Here is a 14,397-nt window from a genome sequence, read left to right as displayed (position 1 = left end):
GCTTGCGCCCTCCGTTCTTCCTCTACGGACATCCTGCGAACTGCTGGAACTTCGGTACTGCCAACTGCTGGTACTGCGTACTGCCTGGTTAACACGGGTACTGCTCGGTACTGCGTACTGCTGTGGTGGCCGTACCGGCCCACCGTCAGGTCCGGTAGCCAGCCCCGTCGCCCGTCCTGCTCCACTGCTTGGCTTGGAACCCCACTGCCCGGACCTCCCAGCACGCGCGCCCGCAGCCCGGCGCCTTTGCTGAGACCCTGCGTCCTGCACAATCATTGGTGACTGCGAATCAACTGCACCTGCGCTTACAGCGGTACCGCCGGTTGGTGGCCCCTGATCACTGCGGGCCACCTGGCACGGCCGCCAGTCCCGTCGCCGTCCTGCACCTGCCCTGGCTTCGCGACTCCGCCGCCGCACCCGGTTCTTGCGTCACTGCCTCACGCCCACCAGCTCGGCGTGTACTCGGGTACTGCCGTACTGCTTTCTCTACTCCCTGCGGTACCGCCGGTGGCGGCCCCTGATCACTGCGGGCCGCCCGGCCCGGTCGCCAGTCCTGTCGCCGCCCTGCACCAACCCTGGCTTCAGAACCCCACAACCGCGCCGACCTGCGAACTTCCTGTACTGCTCCCCCCAGTTCGTGTCTGGTGGGACCTGCTGACTGCTGACTACGAGAGGAACACTAGCCCCGCCCTGCCGTGATGTCTACTTCGGCCAGCAGAGATTTTTCCGTGTTCGACGAGGAGATAACCTTCGGGGTCGAGTCGGCGCAAACCGCGCCCCTCGTAACCTGCGCGACCACCAGAAGCCGACCGGCAGGAGGGGGCCAGCACCCCGTGACGACGATCCGAACACCCGAGCCCCACACCCAGGCACCCCTGCTCGCGGCGCTCGCCGAAGCCGTCCGCGACCGCGACGAACGGACCCTGCGCCGACTGCTGGCCCGCCTGGCGGAACAGATCGCCTTCACCGACCTGCCCAGCCTGCGCGGCGCGCTCGAAGCACGGCGCCGCGGCGGCCGACCGCAACCGCACCGGCTGCCCGAGCGGTCCGTGTAAGCCGGCGGGTGCCGCGAGGTCGCACGACTGACCATGCCGTGTAACGCTCGATGCTCGTACCGTCACCCTGCAGCACGGTGGGATCCCCGAGCGGAAGGCCCGGCTATGAGCGAGACCTCCGACAAGATGCAGCACAAGGCGCAGGAAGTCGTTGGTGCGGCCAAGGAAAAGGTCGGCGATGCGACCGGGAACGACCGCCTCAAGGCCGAGGGGCAGGGCGATCAGGCCGAGTCGAAGGTGAAGCAGGCCGTCGACGAGACGAAGGACAAGGCCCAGGAAGGCGTCGAGAAGATCAAGGGCATGTTCGACCGGTGACCCGGGCGGTCACAGGTCGGCGAGGGCGGCCAGGACCGCGGAGGTGTCCCAGCGGGCGATGGCGAGGGTGGTGTTGAGGGTGTGGGCGACGGCTTCGACGAAGGCGGGGCCAGTGACCACCCCTTGGTCCCGCTCCGAAAAGTACAGCAGCAAAGTACAGCGACCAGCCCAGCCGACAGTGGCCACCAACGCCTCTGCCACTACCTCTGAGCTGCACAGATGACCTCAGCGACCATACTGGCTGTAATTCGGGACGAAGAGGCCGTGGGTTCAAATCCCGCCACCCCGACCCAGTAACACCAGCTCAGGGCCGGTGTCCTTCACAGGACACCGGCCCTGACTGATTTCCAGGGGCTCCTCGGGAGAAGTCCTGGAGAAAATCTTGGAAACCCTCTTCGGAGCGAACCCCTACTGACCGGCCTTCAGCAGGACGCCCAGGACGCTCACGGGCAGACCCCTCAGCCGCCGGCTCGGGGCCGAGCCCCGAGCGGGCGGTTGGTTACCGGTTGCTCGGGGCCTCGGTGACTACGGAGCGGCAGCTCAGCAGCGGTGGAGGGATTCGCAGTCTTCCCAGCGGGTGTCGGTGTCCGGGGTGGCGGAGCCGGTGGACGGAGCCATCAGGGCGCGGGGGGCGACCGGGGCGGAGGCGGCGGGGGCCTGGTGGCCGGTGGCGAGGCGGACGGCGATGGCGTCGAGGATGCTGTGCGGGACGGGGCCCGTGAAGTTGTTCAGCATCGCGGTGAAGGCGAGGTGGTGGCCGTCGGGGGTGGTGGCGTAGCCGGTGAGGTTGTCGACGCCGCTCATGGAGCCGGTCTTGGCGTGGACGTTGTTGGCGGCGGCAGTACCGCGCATGCGGGCGGCGAGGGTGCCGCCGACGAGGCGGTCGGGGTTTCCGGCGACAGGGAGGGCGTTGTACCAGGCCTGGTACCAGGACTTGGTCTGGGCGACCTTGAGGAGGCCGGTCATCTTGGCGGGGGTGATCAGGTCGTAGCGGGACAGCCCGGAGCCGTCGACCTGGCGGCCGGCGGGGGTGGTGAGGCCGTTGGCCGCCAGGAAGTTCTTGATCTGGTTGATGCCGGCGGCCCAGGTGCCCTGGTCGGCCTTGACCTTGCCGATCTCCTTGGTGAGCTGCTCGGCCATTCCGTTGTTGCTGAGCTTGAGCATCGGCACGATGAGCTCGGAGAGCGGCGCCGAGTCGTGGCTGGCCAGCGGCTTGCTGTCCCGGGTGCCGGTGACGGCCCGGACGTCACTGTGGACGACGTGCACGCCGTGGCGCTCCAGAGCACCGGCAAAGACGTCGCCGGTGTAGACGGCCGGGTCCTCGACTGTCTCCCAGAAGGTGACGGGGGCGGCGCCGACCGCCAGGCTGCCGGTCAGGTCGAGCGAGTTGACGGAACGTCGGCGCTCGACATCGGCGGTGGTGGCGCTCCCCGTGGCACCCGTGGTGATCTTGCCGTTGAGCTGCATCGGCGTCTCGGCCGGGGAGAGACTCACCCGGGCGTCGTCCCCGGCGGTGGCGCCCGGGGTGACGGTCACCTGTACGGCGCCCATGGTGTACTCGGCGTCCGGGGCGACGGTGAGGCCGGATATCTGCGGGCTGTAGCTGTACGGCTGGTCGTCCCAGGCCCAACCGGGGCCGTACGGGGTGGAGTCGTAGCGGGTGCCGTCGGCGACCACGCGGCCGGTGACGGTGGTGATGCCGGAGGCGGCGACCCGGGCGGCGAGGTCGTCGAGGTCCTGGGGCCGCAGGCTGGGGTCGCCGCCGCCGCGCAGGAGGAGGTCACCGACCAGCACCGGCCCGTGCACGCCACCGGCGGTGCGGACCTCGGTGGTGAACCGGTGGTCGGCGCCGAGCAGATCGAGCGCGGCGGCGGAGGTGACGGTCTTGAGGGTGGACGCCGGGGTGAGCAGGGCGTCGGGCTGGTGCTTGTAGACCACCTGGCCGCTGTCGGCATCGATGATCTGCACGCCGGCCTGAGCGTTGGTCAGCCGGGCGTCGGAGAGGATCGTGTCCAGGTCAGCGGTGAGCGTGGGGTCGGCGGGAGCCGGGGTGGTGTCGGCCTGGGCGGATCCGGCGAGCAGGGATGCGGCGAGCATCACCACGGCGAGCGGCAGAGCGCGGCGCTGCAGACGTGCGGACAACAGGGACTCCAAGAAGCAGGTCGGCAGGGGCGGTTCCATCACGCCCCGGCCCGCGCGCAGGCGCGGGCGGTCGACCGAAATGCCCCCATTTGTCACGATCATGCTAGCAGCAGGAGATCACTCGATCTGATGGCATGTCATGGCTAGTCACGCGCTGAGGCCCGGAAAGGTTTCACCTCGGCGAACAGGAAGGCGAGAGGGAAGGCGCAGCTCGCGCCGCCCGGGGCTCAGCCACTCGAGGCGTGCCAGTGCGGGCGCCCCGACTCGAGGATGCAGGTGATCGATCGACCGTCAGCGGCGGTGGTGGTCTTTCCGAGATCGGCCTGTCGACAGATCTCGCCCTCCTTGTAGCAGTTGCCTGCGTTGCTCCGGATGCTGCACGTGCCCCCGCCCGCCGAGGTGCTGGTGACGTCTCCGCCGTCGGGCGTTCGGGGCGTGACAGCCGGAAGAACGGGTTGCGGTTCGACCGACGTCGGGCCTTCGGGGGAAGTTGCAGGCGGCTCGACGGTGACTGTCGTGGTGACCGGCGAAGGCAGAGCCGTAGGAGTCGTCACCGCCGGCGGGCTCCCCGGCGACGCCGGCGATGTGGGTGCTGTCGGTGCTGTGGGTGCCGTGGGTGCCGTCGGTGCTGTGGGTGCCGTGGGTGCCGTGGGTGTCGTGGGTGCGGTCGACCCACAGGCTGCGAGCGCGCACGAGGCGACGAGCCCGGTGAAGATCACGAGAATACGGCTGCCGTCCATAGTCGGAGACTAGGCCGGGTTCCCGATCCCGGCCCTCCGGGCTGCACCGTTCGCAGACGATCGAGCCGACCGAGGCCGGACTGAGGGGGGTGCTCAGGACATGGTCGGGCTGCGGCGTTCGAGGAGGGTGACGTCGCGCCAGGTGCCGTGGTGGCGGCCGATGCGTTCGCGGGTGCCGATGGTGCGGAAGCCGGCTCGGTGGTGGAGGGCCAGGCTGGTGGTGTTCTCGGGGAAGATGCCGGCCTGGAGCGTCCAGATGCCTGCGGCTTCGGTGGAAGTGATGAGGGCCCGGAGCAGTGCCTTGCCGACTCCCCGGCCGCGGGCGGTGGGGTGGACGAAGACGGAGTGCTCGACCACACCCTCGTACGCGCACCGGTCGGAGACCCGTACGACTGCCGTCCAGCCCAGAACCTGGCCGTCGGCATCGGCGGGCGCGAGAGCGACCAGGCGGTGGTCGGGGAGCTTGGCGGCGTCGAAGGCCGCCCAGGTGGGGGCGGCGGTCTCGAAGGTCGCGTTGCCTTCGTCGATGCCGAACTGGTAGATCGCCAGGACCTGTTGGGCATGCTCCGGCAGCATCGGGACGACCCGGATGTCGGCGGCGGGGTCGGAGTCGGGGGTCATGCCCGTGTCTCGATGCCGAGTTCGGCGATCAGGCCCCGGATGCGGTGCTCGATCTCGTCGCGGATCGGGCGAACGGCCTCGACACCCTGCCCGGCCGGGTCCTCCAACTTCCAGTCCAGGTAGCGCTTGCCGGGGAAGTACGGGCAGGCGTCCCCGCAGCCCATGGTGATCACCACGTCGGAGGCCTGCACCGCCTCGGCGGTCAGCACCTTGGGGGTCTCGGCGGAGATGTCGATGCCGACCTCGCGCATCGCCTCGACCACGGACGGGTTCACGGTGTCGGCTGGCGCCGAGCCGGCCGAGCGGACCTGGACACGGTCCCGACCGAGGTGGGTGAGGAAGGCGGCGGCCATCTGGGAGCGGCCTGCGTTGTGGACACAGACGAACAGCACGGACGGAACGGCGGGAGTACTCACGGCAAGTTCTTCCCTTGATCGCGAAGGAGTGAGAAGGAGCGAGAAGGCGTGCGAGGGAGAGCAGCGGGTCAGTGACCGGAGGTGGCGAGGTGGTGCTCGCCGTGCGGGACCACGACGACGTCGCCGGACGGCGCCGAGCGACCGAAGCACACCGCGACCAGGCCGATGCCGACGGCCGCGCCGACGAGCTGGGCGCCGACGAAGGGCAGCACCGAGCCGGGGGCGATCCCGGCGAAGGTGTCGGTGAAGGTCCGGCCGATGGTCACCGCCGGGTTGGCGAAGCTGGTGGAGGACGTGAACCAGTAGGCCGCACCGATGTAGGAGGCGACCGCGACCGGGGCGAAGTGCGCGCGGCCGGTCCGGGCAAGCCCGAAGATCAGCAGGATCAGGCCTGCGGTCGCCACGACCTCGGCGAGCCAGAGATGCGAGGCAGACCGCTCGTGGGCCGACAGGCGTACCAGCGGCTCGGCGAACATCGCGTCCGCCAGCACCGAGCCGCCGATCGCACCGGCGATCTGGGAGGGGACGTACGCGGCGACCTCGCGGAGACCGGGGCCGTCGCCGCCACGCCGACCGGTCCACCAGGCGGCGAGGGTGACGGCGGGGTTGAAGTGGGCGCCGGAGACCGGGCCGAGCAGGGCGATCAGTACGCCGAGGCCGAAGACCGTGGCCAGTGAGTTGGCCAGCAGCTGCACGCCGACGTCGTGGGAGAGCTCGGTGGCTTGGATGCCCGAGCCGACCACGACCGCGACCAGCGCGGCCGTCCCGACGAACTCGACGGCCGCGCGGCGGCCCAAGGGAGCGAGGTCGGTCATCTGGAGCCCCCGAGGGTGGCCGGAGCCGAGGCCGCCGGGGTCTCCAGCAGCGCCGACAGGCGGGCCAGGGCTGCGGGCAGCACCCAGTAGTAGACCCAGGTGCCCCGTCGCTCGGAGCCGACCAGGCCAGCTTCGCGCAGCACCTTCAGGTGGTGCGAGATCGTCGGCTGGGACACGTCGAACGGGCCGGTGAGGTCGCAGACGCACGCCTCGCCGCCCTCGTGCGAGGCGATCAGCGACAGCAGCCGCAGCCGCACCGGGTCCGAGAGCGCCTTGAACATCTTCGCCAGGTCGACGGCGGCCTCTTCACCCAGCGGCTCGCGGACCATCGGCGAGCAGCATGCCACCGCCTCGTCCTGGCCGAGCACCCGCAGTTCCAGATTCGACATACATCTATGTTGACAGCCATCTATGCGAGTGGCAACCTCGGCCATATCGACAGCTGTCGATATACGCCCGATCAGGGGAGACCGCCATGTCCCGCGTCCAGCTCGCCCTTCGCGTCGCCGATCTCGAAGGCTCGATCGCCTTCTACTCCAAGCTGTTCGGTGCCGAGCCCGCCAAGCGCCGCCCCGGCTACGCCAACTTCGCCATCGCCGAACCCCCGCTCAAGCTCGTCCTCCTCGAAGGCCGACCGGGCGAGGACACCCGCCTGGACCACCTCGGCGTCGAGGTCGCCACCACCGAGGACGTCACCGCCACCACCGACCGCCTCAAGGACGCGGGCCTGGCCACCTTCGAGGAGAACGACACCTCCTGCTGCTACGCCCTCCAGGACAAGGTCTGGGTCACCGGCCCCGGCAAGGAGCCCTGGGAGGTCTACGTCGTCAAGGCCGACGCCGAGACCCTCGGCAAGAGCGCCGCAACCGACGGCGACGGCGACGCCTGCTGCGGCAGCTGACCACGGGCGGGGCGTACGGACCGAGCGTACGGACGCCGGGTCAGCCGCCCGAGTAGCCCAGGGAGCGGGCGGCGGCGGCGAGGCGGCGCGCGGCCTCGGTCAGTTCGGCGGTGTCCGCTGCGGCCGCGAAGCCCAGCCGGACGTGGGTGTTCGGCGCCTCGGCCGGGAAGTAGCGGCGGCCCGCGTTGACGGCCACCCCTTGAGCCCGCGCCGCGTCCGCGAACGCCGAGTCGGTCAGCACCGTGCCGGCGAGTGCCGCGTCGGCGGGGACGGCAGGCAGTCGGAGCCAGAGGTGCAGGCCGCCGCCCGGCAGCCGTACGGGCGTCCAGCCGGGCAGTTCGCGCTCCAGCGCGTCGGCCAGCGTGGCGCACCGGTCGCGCAAGGCGGCGGAGAGGGCGCGTAGGTGACGGTCCCAGGCCGGGGTGCTGACGAGTTCGACGGCCGCCTCCTGCAAGGGCCGGGCGACGAAGAAGTCGTCGACCCGCCGCATGCCCTGCAGCCGCCGCATCACCGGGCCACGGGCGATCAGCGCACCGATCCGCAGGCTGGGCGAAGCCGGTTTGGTGAGCGAGGTCAGGTGGACGACGGTGCCGTCCCGGTCGTCGGCGACCAGCGGGCGCGGCACCGAACCGCCGTGGCCGAGGTGGCGGGCGAAGTCGTCCTCGATGACGAACGCCCCGGCGGCGCGGGCGATGTCGACGACCTGGCGGCGCCGGTCGGGCGCGAGCACGGTGCCGGTGGGGTTGTGGAAGGTCGGCTGGCAGTAGAGCAGCCGGGCCCCGGTCATGGCGAAGGCGTCGGCGAGCAGGTCGGGCCGGATGCCGTCGTCGTCCATCGGGACGGGTACGGGGCGCAGCCCGGCGGCGCGCGCGGCGGCGAGTGCGCCGGGGTAGGTGGGCGACTCGACCAGGACGGGGCTTCCGGGGACGGCGACCGCCCGGAACAGCATGGAGAGAGCGCCCTGGCCGCCGCCCGTGACGAGCACGTCCTCGGGGCTCACCCCGCTGCCGGCCTGGCGGGCGAAGATCGCGCGCAGCGGCGCCAGCCCGGTGGCCGGGGCCCGGTGCCAGGCGTCCGGACGGCGGGCGGCGCGGGCGAGCGCCGCACCGAGGGCCCGGGTGGGCTGGAGGTTCTCGTGCAGGTAGCCGCCGGAGAGGGCGATCACGCCTGGGGGCAGTGCGCCTGACTGGCCGTCGGTCTCGTCGGCGTCGGCGGCCGGGTCGTGATCGCGGCCGCTCAGGGCGACCGCCTGCCAGGAGGTGTCCGGGGCCTCGTCGGCGCGGCGGGGGCGGCGGGCCACGTACGTGCCGCTGCCGGGTCGGGTGACGACGGCGCCCTCGGCGGCGAGCTGGGCGATCGCACGGGAGACGGTGACCGGGCCGACGCCGTGACGGGCGATCAGGTCACGGCTGCTGGGCAGTCGTTCGCCGACGGCGAGCCCGGCGATCTGCGCGCGGAGCAGTGCCACCAGCACCTCAGTACTGCTACTGTCGGACATGAAGATAGACGATAGCGCTTTTCCCTCGGAGTCGGAACCGCTCCTCGACCTCGCCGCCCTGCGGGCCGACACCCCGGGCTGCGACTCGGTGATCCACTTCAACAACGCCGGCTGCGGGCTGCCGACCCGCCCGATGCTGGGGGCGATGCTCGACCACCTGCTCCTGGAGGCCACCATCGGCGGCTACGAAGCCGCTGCGGCCCGCTCCGAGGAGGTCGCCGACTTCTACGCCGCGACCGCCGCACTCCTCAACACCCGGCCCGGCAACATCGCCTTCGCGGGCAGCGCCACCCACGCCTACACCAAGGCCCTGTCCGCGATCGACTTCAACCCCGGCGATGTCGTGCTCACCACCCGCAACGACTTCATCTCCAACCAGATCGCCTTCCTCGCCCTGCGCAAGCGCCATGGCATCGAGATCGTGCACGCCCCCGACCACCCGGACGGCAGCGGCGTCGACGTGGCGGCGATGGCCGCGCTGATGCGCGCCCGCCGCCCCCGCCTGGTCGCCGTCACCCACGTGCCCACCAACTCCGGCCTGGTGCAGCCGATCGCCGAGATCGGCCGGCACTGCCGGGAGCTGGACCTGCTCTACCTGGTCGACGCCTGCCAGTCGGCCGGCCAGTACCCGCTCGACGTGGCGGAGATCGGGTGCGACCTGCTCACCGCGACCTGTCGCAAGTTCCTTCGCGGGCCCAGGGGTTCGGGCTTCCTCTACGTCTCCGACCGGGTACTGGGCGAGGGGTACGAGCCGCTCTTCATCGACATGCACGGCGCCCGCTGGACGGCCCCCGGCAGCTACCGGCCGGTCGACACCGCAGCCCGGTTCGAGGAGTGGGAGTTCCCGTACGCGACCGTCCTCGGATGCGCGACCGCCGTCCGCTACGCCCTGCGGGTCGGGCTGGAGCCGATCTCCCGTCGCACCCCCGCCCTGGCGGGGCGGCTGCGCGAACGGCTGGCCACCGTCCCCGGCGTGTGCCTGCTGGACGGTGGCCCGGCGCCCGCCGCACTGGTCACCTTCGCGATCGACGACTGGCAACCACAGCCGTTCAAGGCGGCACTGGACGCGCGGCGGATCAACTCGGCGCTGAGCTTCCGGGAGTTCGCGCAGTTCGACTTCGCGGACAAGGACGTCGAGTGGTGCCTGCGCCTGTCGCCGCACTACTACAACACCGAGGAAGAGGTCGACGAAGTCGCCTCTGCTGTAGCGGAGTTGGCTGCCAGCGGCGGCCGTACGACGGTGGGTTCCTGATGCAACCGGTCACCACCGCCGACGACGCCGAGGCTCCCGTCACCGCGCCCCAAAGCCTTTTGCGCAACGGGGACTTCCTCCGGTTCTGGCTCGGCGAGACGGTGTCACTGCTCGGCACCCAGGTCACCAACCTCGCCCTGCCGCTGACCGCCATCCGCGCCTTCGGCGCAACCGACGCACAGGTCGGGCTGCTGCGCTTCCTGCAGCTCGTCCCCTACCTCGGGCTCGCCCTGCTGATCGGGGTCTGGACCGACCGGGTGCGGCGACGGCCCGTCATGCTGGCCGCCAACCTGGTGCGGCTGGTGCTGCTCGGGCTCGTCCCGCTGCTCTACTGGCGGGACGCACTCGACCTCACCACGCTGCTGGTGATCGCCTGCGCGGTCGGCATCGCCTCCGTCGTCTTCGACGTGAGCTGGATGTCGTACGTACCGGTGCTGGTGCGAAGCCCCGAGCACTACGTCGAGGCCGGGGCCAAGATGGGCATCAGCTCCTCCGCCGCCGACGTGGCCGGGCCCGGACTCGCGGGCGTCCTGGTGTCGACGCTCACCGCGCCGGTGGCCCTGGTCGTGGACGCCTGCTCGTACGCGGTGTCGGTCGTCTCGCTGCTGCTCATCCGCACCCGCGAGCCCCGCCCCGAGCCGACGGCCGAACGCCACCTGCTGCGCGAACTCCGGGACGGCCTGGGCTGGGTGATGCGGAACGCCGTACTGCGGGCGCTCGCACTGGTCGGGTTCTGCTGCAACTTCTCGATGGTCACGGTGTGGACGATGTTCCTGCTCCACTGCACCCACGACCTGCGCCTCGACTCGGCCACCCTGGGCGGGATCTTCGCGACCGCCTCGGTGGGCGGGTTGATCGGCGCGGTGATCTCGGGTCATCGCGCGCTTCCCGCTCGGCCGCACCTACCTGATCGCCCAGTCCGCCCTGCTGCTCGGGCCCAGCCTGATCGCGCTGGCCGGCGGCCCACGGCCGGTGATGATCGCGATGTTCGTGCTGTCCTTCTTCATCACCTATCTCGGCCTGGGCGTGGCGGGCGTGATCATCGTCAGCCTGCGCCAGGCCCTCACGCCGCAGTCGATGATGGGCCGGATGACGGCCGCGTTCCGGACGCTGCTCTTCGGCGGCGGCGCGCTCGGCGGTCTCACCGCCGGGCTCCTCGCCGACCGGATCGGCGCCCGGGAGGCACTGACCGTCGCCGCGATCGGCTCGGCCGTGGTGGTCGTCGGCCTGGTCGTCTCGCCGGTCAGCCGACTGCACTCGCTGCCGACGGCCCCACCCGGGGAGGCCGAGGCCAAGGCCGGGACCAAGGCCCGGGAACGAGGCCCGTTCCAGGGCGCCCGGACGCCGTCGAAGCCGTGAGCCGCACGCCGCTGACGGGCTCCGCACGTGGCGGAGCCCGGTCGGCTCACGGCTGGATGTTGTGGTTGAGGTGGAACAGGTTGCCCGGGTCGTAGGCGCGCTTGGCCTCGACCAACCGGGCGTAGTTGTCCCGGTAGTTGTCGGTAACGCGTCCCTGGTCGTCGGCGCCCATGAAGTTCACGTAGCCACCGGGCAAGGACTCCGGAGCGAGCGCCGCGTAGTACTCCCGCACCCAGGCGGTGTTCGCGGCGTTGTCGGCCGGGTCGGGCCACATGCCGGCGATGACCGTCGCGAAGTTCGCGTCGCGGTAGGAGAACGCGGTTGCGTCCGGGGACACCCGGTGGCAGGCACCGTTGATCGGATAGATGTGGCAAGTCGCGTTGACGGTCGGCACCTTGGGGCCGTGGACCGCGTGCGCGGCGATCGCCGCATCGGTGAGTTCGGTCGCGAATGCGGCCTTCCAGTAGTGCTGGAGCCCCGGCGGCAGCAGCGCGTCGAACATCCCCTGGAGGGCCGGATACGGCATGGTCCCGGCGAACTCGAACGCCACCGGCGCCGCGTCCCGGAAGGGCTGGATGGCCTGTTCGCCCTGCTCCAACGGCCCGGACCAGCACAGCACTTCGAGGATGAAGGTGTCGCCGTGCCGGTTCTCCGGGATGAACGGCAGCGGGGGCGCGATCTGGAAGGCCGGGAAGGCTCCGAGCTGCTCGGGCGCCGTCGCGATGTACTCGCGGTAGTGCCGCAGCACCGCCTCCGTGTGCTCCAACTCGTGGAAGAAGAGCCCGACATGGACCTGAGACAGCGGGCTGAGTCGATACTCGAAGGAGGTCACCGCGCCGAAGTTGCCACCGCCACCGCGCAGAGCCCAGAACAGGTCGGGGTGCTCGTCCGCGCTGGCGACCAACAACCGGCCGTCAGCCGTCACCACGTCGGCCGAGAGCAGGTTGTCGCAGGTCAGACCGAGACCACGGGCCAGGTGGCCGAAGCCGCCGCCGAGCGTCAGCCCGCCGACCCCGGTCGTGGAGATGACCCCGCCGGTCACCGCCAGCCCGAAGGCATGGGTCGCCGCATCGAGGTCGGCGAGCGTTGCCCCGCCCTCGACCCGCGCCGTCCGCCCGGCCGGGTCCACCCTGACCCCGCGCATCCCGGACAGATCCGCCACCACGCCGCCCTCGCACGTCCCGTACCCGGGAACGCTGTGCGAGCCGCCTCGTACGGCCAGATCGAGCCCGCTCTCCCGGGCGAAGGCGACCGTCGCCAACACGTCGCCCGCGTTCGCGCAGTGCACGACGGCCGCAGGTTTCCGGTCGATCATCCCGTTGTAGACCCGGCGGGCCTCGTCGTAGGCGCCATCACCCGGAGTGATCACCGCTCCGTGCACCTGGCTCGCCAGTTCGTCCATCGTCGGTCTGCCCATCGCGTACTCCAACAGCCGTGCGGACCCCCTCGGTCGGCCGGAACGCGGCATACGCATGTCGACGCCGCCCCAAGGTCGGCTTCTTCCTACGCTACGCCTGCACGGCGCCCCGAGCAGCCCAGGCGATCCACGGGCCCGGCCGGGCAGTCCGCCGGCCCTGCCGGTCCCCCGCGCGGACGGACCCTCGCGCCCACCGGAGCCCTGCGTCCGGATCTGATTGAACATCAGTAGGGGTAGCACCACCTCGGATTGACGGGGTACCACGATTGGTTGGGAAGTGACGACGGAGAAGACTCAGGGCATGCGAACTCTCCAGCACACAGCAGTGCTCCTCACCGCCACAGCCGTCCTCTCCACCACCCTCCTCGGCCTGGCCGCCCCGAGCGCGGTGGCTGCCCCGAGCGCGGTGGCCGCGCCCCGGCCGGCCCCGCTCGCCTGGGGCAGCTGCGCGGGCTCCGGCCTCGATCCCCGCCAGCAGTGCGCCACCCTCACCGTGCCGCTGGACTACGGCGATCCGGGCGGGCCCGCGATCAGCCTGGCGGTGTCCCGGATCGCCGCCGGCTCGCAGCAGCGCCGGGGCGCACTGCTGATGATCCCCGGTGGGCCGGGCGGCTCGGGGGTGAACGGCCCGAGCAAGGCCGCCAAGCAACTACCGAAGTCTGTGCTCGACAGGTACGACGTGATCGGCTTCGACCCGCGCGGGGTCGGCAGGTCCACCCCGGTCGACTGCGGGCTGCCGCACGAGCTCCTGTCCCAGTCGAGGCTGCTCCCCTGGCCCGCCGCCGACGGCTCGATCACCGCCAACACCGCCACGGCCCGCCAGATAGCCGAGACCTGCGCCCGTAACGGAGGCCCGGTGCTGCGCAGCATCAGCACCGCCAACGAGGCGCGCGACATCGACCGCATCCGCCAGGCCCTCGGCGAGCGCAGGCTCGCCGCCTGGGGCGTGTCGTACGGCACCTACGCCGGGGCCGTCTACGCCACGATGTTCCCCCAGCACACCGACCGGATCGTGCTGGACAGCAACGACGACCCGGACCCGAGCCGGGTCGGCCGTGGCTGGCTGGCCGCCTACGCGACCGGCGCGGAGGACCGCTTCCCGGATTTCGCGGCCTGGGCGTCGGCCCCCGGCAATCCGGACCGGGTGGCCGATGACCCCCAGGCCGTCCGCAAGCTCTACCTCGATCTCGCCGCCCGGCTGGATCAACAGCCGATACCGTGGCCGGGCGCGAACCCGGACGTGCTCGACGGCAACGTGCTGCGCCAGACGATGTTGAACAGCCTCTACGCCGACGCCCAGTTCCCCGGGCTGGCCCGGCTGATGCTCGCCGCCGAGGGTCTCCGCCCGCTGCCCGCCGCAGTCACTCCTCCCGACCAGGCCGTGCAGAACAGCATCGCCGTCTCGGTCGGGACGCTCTGCAACGACGTCAGCTGGCCCAGCGCACCGGGCGACTACGCCCGCACCGCCGCAGCCGACCGGGCCGCACACCCGCTGACGGCCGGCATGCCCGCCAACATCATGCCGTGCGCGTTCTGGCCGTACCGCCCGGCCGAGCCCCCGGTCCGAGTCACCCCCGACGGCCCGGCGAACGTCGTACTGGTGCAGAACCTCCGCGACCCGGCCACCCCGTACGCCAAGGCCCTGCGCCTGCGCCAGGCCTTCGGCGACCGGGCCCGGATGATCACCGTCGACTCGGGCGGCCACGACGCGTACGCAGCCAACGGCAACGCCTGCGGCGACGTACTGGTCACCGACTTCCTGCTCACCGGCCACCGCCCCACACAGGACACCTTCTGCCCGCCCGCACCGCCACTCACCCCCAGCGCCCCGCACCGTGGATGAAGGCGAGTCCTGGGCGCGCCGGC

At 71.4% G+C, this 14,397-nt stretch carries 14 protein-coding genes and 1 pseudogene; 8 read left to right on the top strand and 7 right to left on the bottom strand.

Translation table 11 applies throughout. From position 1 onward, the window contains the following. The first annotated feature begins 833 nt into the window (after positions 1 to 833). Together ACR68M_RS18065 and ACR68M_RS18060 are read left to right on the top strand one after the other, a co-directional pair. Positions 834 to 1,055 (top strand): hypothetical protein, encoded by a 222-nt coding sequence (locus tag ACR68M_RS18065; RefSeq protein ID WP_441245125.1) that lies wholly within the window; start codon positions 834 to 836, stop codon positions 1,053 to 1,055. 105 nt (positions 1,056 to 1,160) lie between these two features. After that, positions 1,161 to 1,370: a CsbD family protein gene (locus ACR68M_RS18060; RefSeq protein WP_441245124.1), complete on the top strand. Its 210-nt coding sequence runs from the start codon at positions 1,161 to 1,163 to the stop codon at positions 1,368 to 1,370. A gap of 540 nt (positions 1,371 to 1,910) precedes the next feature. On the opposite strand, the gene dacB is transcribed toward ACR68M_RS18060, so the two are convergent. Further along, positions 1,911 to 3,512, bottom strand: a complete 1,602-nt coding sequence (gene dacB, locus ACR68M_RS18055; RefSeq protein WP_441245123.1) for a D-alanyl-D-alanine carboxypeptidase/D-alanyl-D-alanine endopeptidase — start codon at positions 3,510 to 3,512, stop codon at positions 1,911 to 1,913. A gap of 507 nt (positions 3,513 to 4,019) precedes the next feature. On the opposite strand from dacB, the gene ACR68M_RS18050 reads away from it, so the two are divergent. After that, positions 4,020 to 4,265, top strand: coding sequence for a hypothetical protein (locus tag ACR68M_RS18050; protein ID WP_441245122.1), 246 nt, complete (start codon positions 4,020 to 4,022; stop codon positions 4,263 to 4,265). An 80-nt stretch (positions 4,266 to 4,345) separates the two neighbouring features. Here the strand turns inward: ACR68M_RS18050 and ACR68M_RS18045 are convergent, their stop codons facing one another. The 4 genes from ACR68M_RS18045 to ACR68M_RS18030 all read right to left on the bottom strand — a co-directional run bounded on the left by ACR68M_RS18045 (position 4,346) and on the right by ACR68M_RS18030 (position 6,493). Next, on the bottom strand, positions 4,346 to 4,873 hold the full coding sequence (locus ACR68M_RS18045; protein ID WP_441245121.1) for an N-acetyltransferase family protein: 528 nt from the start codon (positions 4,871 to 4,873) through the stop codon (positions 4,346 to 4,348). Next, positions 4,870 to 5,289 (bottom strand): arsenate reductase ArsC, encoded by a 420-nt coding sequence (locus tag ACR68M_RS18040; RefSeq protein ID WP_441245120.1) that lies wholly within the window; start codon positions 5,287 to 5,289, stop codon positions 4,870 to 4,872. Before ACR68M_RS18040 ends, ACR68M_RS18045 begins: the two co-directional genes overlap by 4 nt. Before the next feature lie 68 nt (positions 5,290 to 5,357). Further along, positions 5,358 to 6,104, bottom strand: coding sequence for an aquaporin (locus ACR68M_RS18035; RefSeq protein ID WP_441245119.1), 747 nt, complete (start codon positions 6,102 to 6,104; stop codon positions 5,358 to 5,360). Continuing rightward, positions 6,101 to 6,493, bottom strand: a complete 393-nt coding sequence (locus ACR68M_RS18030) for an ArsR/SmtB family transcription factor (RefSeq protein WP_441245118.1) — start codon at positions 6,491 to 6,493, stop codon at positions 6,101 to 6,103. The genes ACR68M_RS18035 and ACR68M_RS18030 overlap by 4 nt, the downstream gene beginning before the upstream one ends. 86 nt (positions 6,494 to 6,579) lie before the next feature. Here ACR68M_RS18030 and ACR68M_RS18025 point away from each other — a divergent pair, with 86 nt between their 5' ends. Beyond that, positions 6,580 to 7,005 (top strand): ArsI/CadI family heavy metal resistance metalloenzyme, encoded by a 426-nt coding sequence (locus ACR68M_RS18025; RefSeq protein ID WP_441245117.1) that lies wholly within the window; start codon positions 6,580 to 6,582, stop codon positions 7,003 to 7,005. Between the two features lie 40 nt (positions 7,006 to 7,045). Here the strand turns inward: ACR68M_RS18025 and ACR68M_RS18020 are convergent, their stop codons facing one another. Beyond that, the gene (locus ACR68M_RS18020; RefSeq protein ID WP_441245116.1) at positions 7,046 to 8,503 is read right to left on the bottom strand and encodes a PLP-dependent aminotransferase family protein; all 1,458 of its coding nucleotides are present in this window, start codon (positions 8,501 to 8,503) and stop codon (positions 7,046 to 7,048) included. Between ACR68M_RS18020 and ACR68M_RS18015 the strand changes: the two genes are divergently transcribed. The 3 genes and pseudogenes from ACR68M_RS18015 to ACR68M_RS18005 all read left to right on the top strand — a co-directional run bounded on the left by ACR68M_RS18015 (position 8,502) and on the right by ACR68M_RS18005 (position 11,114). Beyond that, entirely contained in the window at positions 8,502 to 9,755 is a 1,254-nt protein-coding gene (locus tag ACR68M_RS18015; protein ID WP_441245115.1) for an aminotransferase class V-fold PLP-dependent enzyme, read from the top strand. The two genes, ACR68M_RS18020 and ACR68M_RS18015, sit on opposite strands and share 2 nt — an antisense overlap. After that, positions 9,755 to 10,573, top strand: a pseudogene (locus tag ACR68M_RS18010) (MFS transporter); the annotation flags it as partial. The gene ACR68M_RS18015 and the pseudogene ACR68M_RS18010, both read left to right, overlap by 1 nt. Positions 10,574 to 10,739: 166 nt before the next feature. Continuing rightward, a complete protein-coding gene (locus tag ACR68M_RS18005; protein WP_441251810.1) occupies positions 10,740 to 11,114 on the top strand; it encodes a hypothetical protein in 375 nt (124 codons plus the stop codon). Between the two features lie 46 nt (positions 11,115 to 11,160). Here ACR68M_RS18005 and ACR68M_RS18000 read toward each other — a convergent pair whose 3' ends face one another. Further along, positions 11,161 to 12,531: an FAD-binding oxidoreductase gene (locus ACR68M_RS18000; protein ID WP_441245114.1), complete on the bottom strand. Its 1,371-nt coding sequence runs from the start codon at positions 12,529 to 12,531 to the stop codon at positions 11,161 to 11,163. 301 nt (positions 12,532 to 12,832) lie between these two features. Here ACR68M_RS18000 and ACR68M_RS17995 point away from each other — a divergent pair, with 301 nt between their 5' ends. Then, on the top strand, positions 12,833 to 14,374 hold the full coding sequence (locus ACR68M_RS17995; RefSeq protein ID WP_441245113.1) for an alpha/beta hydrolase: 1,542 nt from the start codon (positions 12,833 to 12,835) through the stop codon (positions 14,372 to 14,374). The last annotated feature ends 23 nt before the right edge of the window (positions 14,375 to 14,397 follow it).

Origin of the sequence: Kitasatospora sp. McL0602 (assembly GCF_052076145.1) — a bacterium.
Taxonomy (GTDB): domain Bacteria; phylum Actinomycetota; class Actinomycetes; order Streptomycetales; family Streptomycetaceae; genus Kitasatospora.
The sequence above is the reverse complement of the archived record's forward strand: the minus strand, read 5'-3'. Positions and strand labels throughout refer to the sequence as shown.

Bases quoted from the DNA above. Each gene is read 5' to 3' on its own strand.
- ACR68M_RS18020 (WP_441245116.1), bottom strand. From the start codon at position 8,503: ATGTCCGACAGTAGCAGTACTGAGGTGCTGGTGGCACTGCTCCGCGCG.
- ACR68M_RS18025 (WP_441245117.1), top strand. From the start codon at position 6,580: ATGTCCCGCGTCCAGCTCGCCCTTCGCGTCGCCGATCTCGAAGGCTCG.
- ACR68M_RS18000 (WP_441245114.1), bottom strand. From the start codon at position 12,531: ATGGGCAGACCGACGATGGACGAACTGGCGAGCCAGGTGCACGGAGCG.
- ACR68M_RS18060 (WP_441245124.1), top strand. From the start codon at position 1,161: ATGAGCGAGACCTCCGACAAGATGCAGCACAAGGCGCAGGAAGTCGTT.
- ACR68M_RS18005 (WP_441251810.1), top strand. From the start codon at position 10,740: ATGTTCGTGCTGTCCTTCTTCATCACCTATCTCGGCCTGGGCGTGGCG.
- ACR68M_RS17995 (WP_441245113.1), top strand. From the start codon at position 12,833: ATGCGAACTCTCCAGCACACAGCAGTGCTCCTCACCGCCACAGCCGTC.
- ACR68M_RS18045 (WP_441245121.1), bottom strand. From the start codon at position 4,873: ATGACCCCCGACTCCGACCCCGCCGCCGACATCCGGGTCGTCCCGATG.
- ACR68M_RS18015 (WP_441245115.1), top strand. From the start codon at position 8,502: ATGAAGATAGACGATAGCGCTTTTCCCTCGGAGTCGGAACCGCTCCTC.
- ACR68M_RS18030 (WP_441245118.1), bottom strand. From the start codon at position 6,493: ATGTCGAATCTGGAACTGCGGGTGCTCGGCCAGGACGAGGCGGTGGCA.
- ACR68M_RS18035 (WP_441245119.1), bottom strand. From the start codon at position 6,104: ATGACCGACCTCGCTCCCTTGGGCCGCCGCGCGGCCGTCGAGTTCGTC.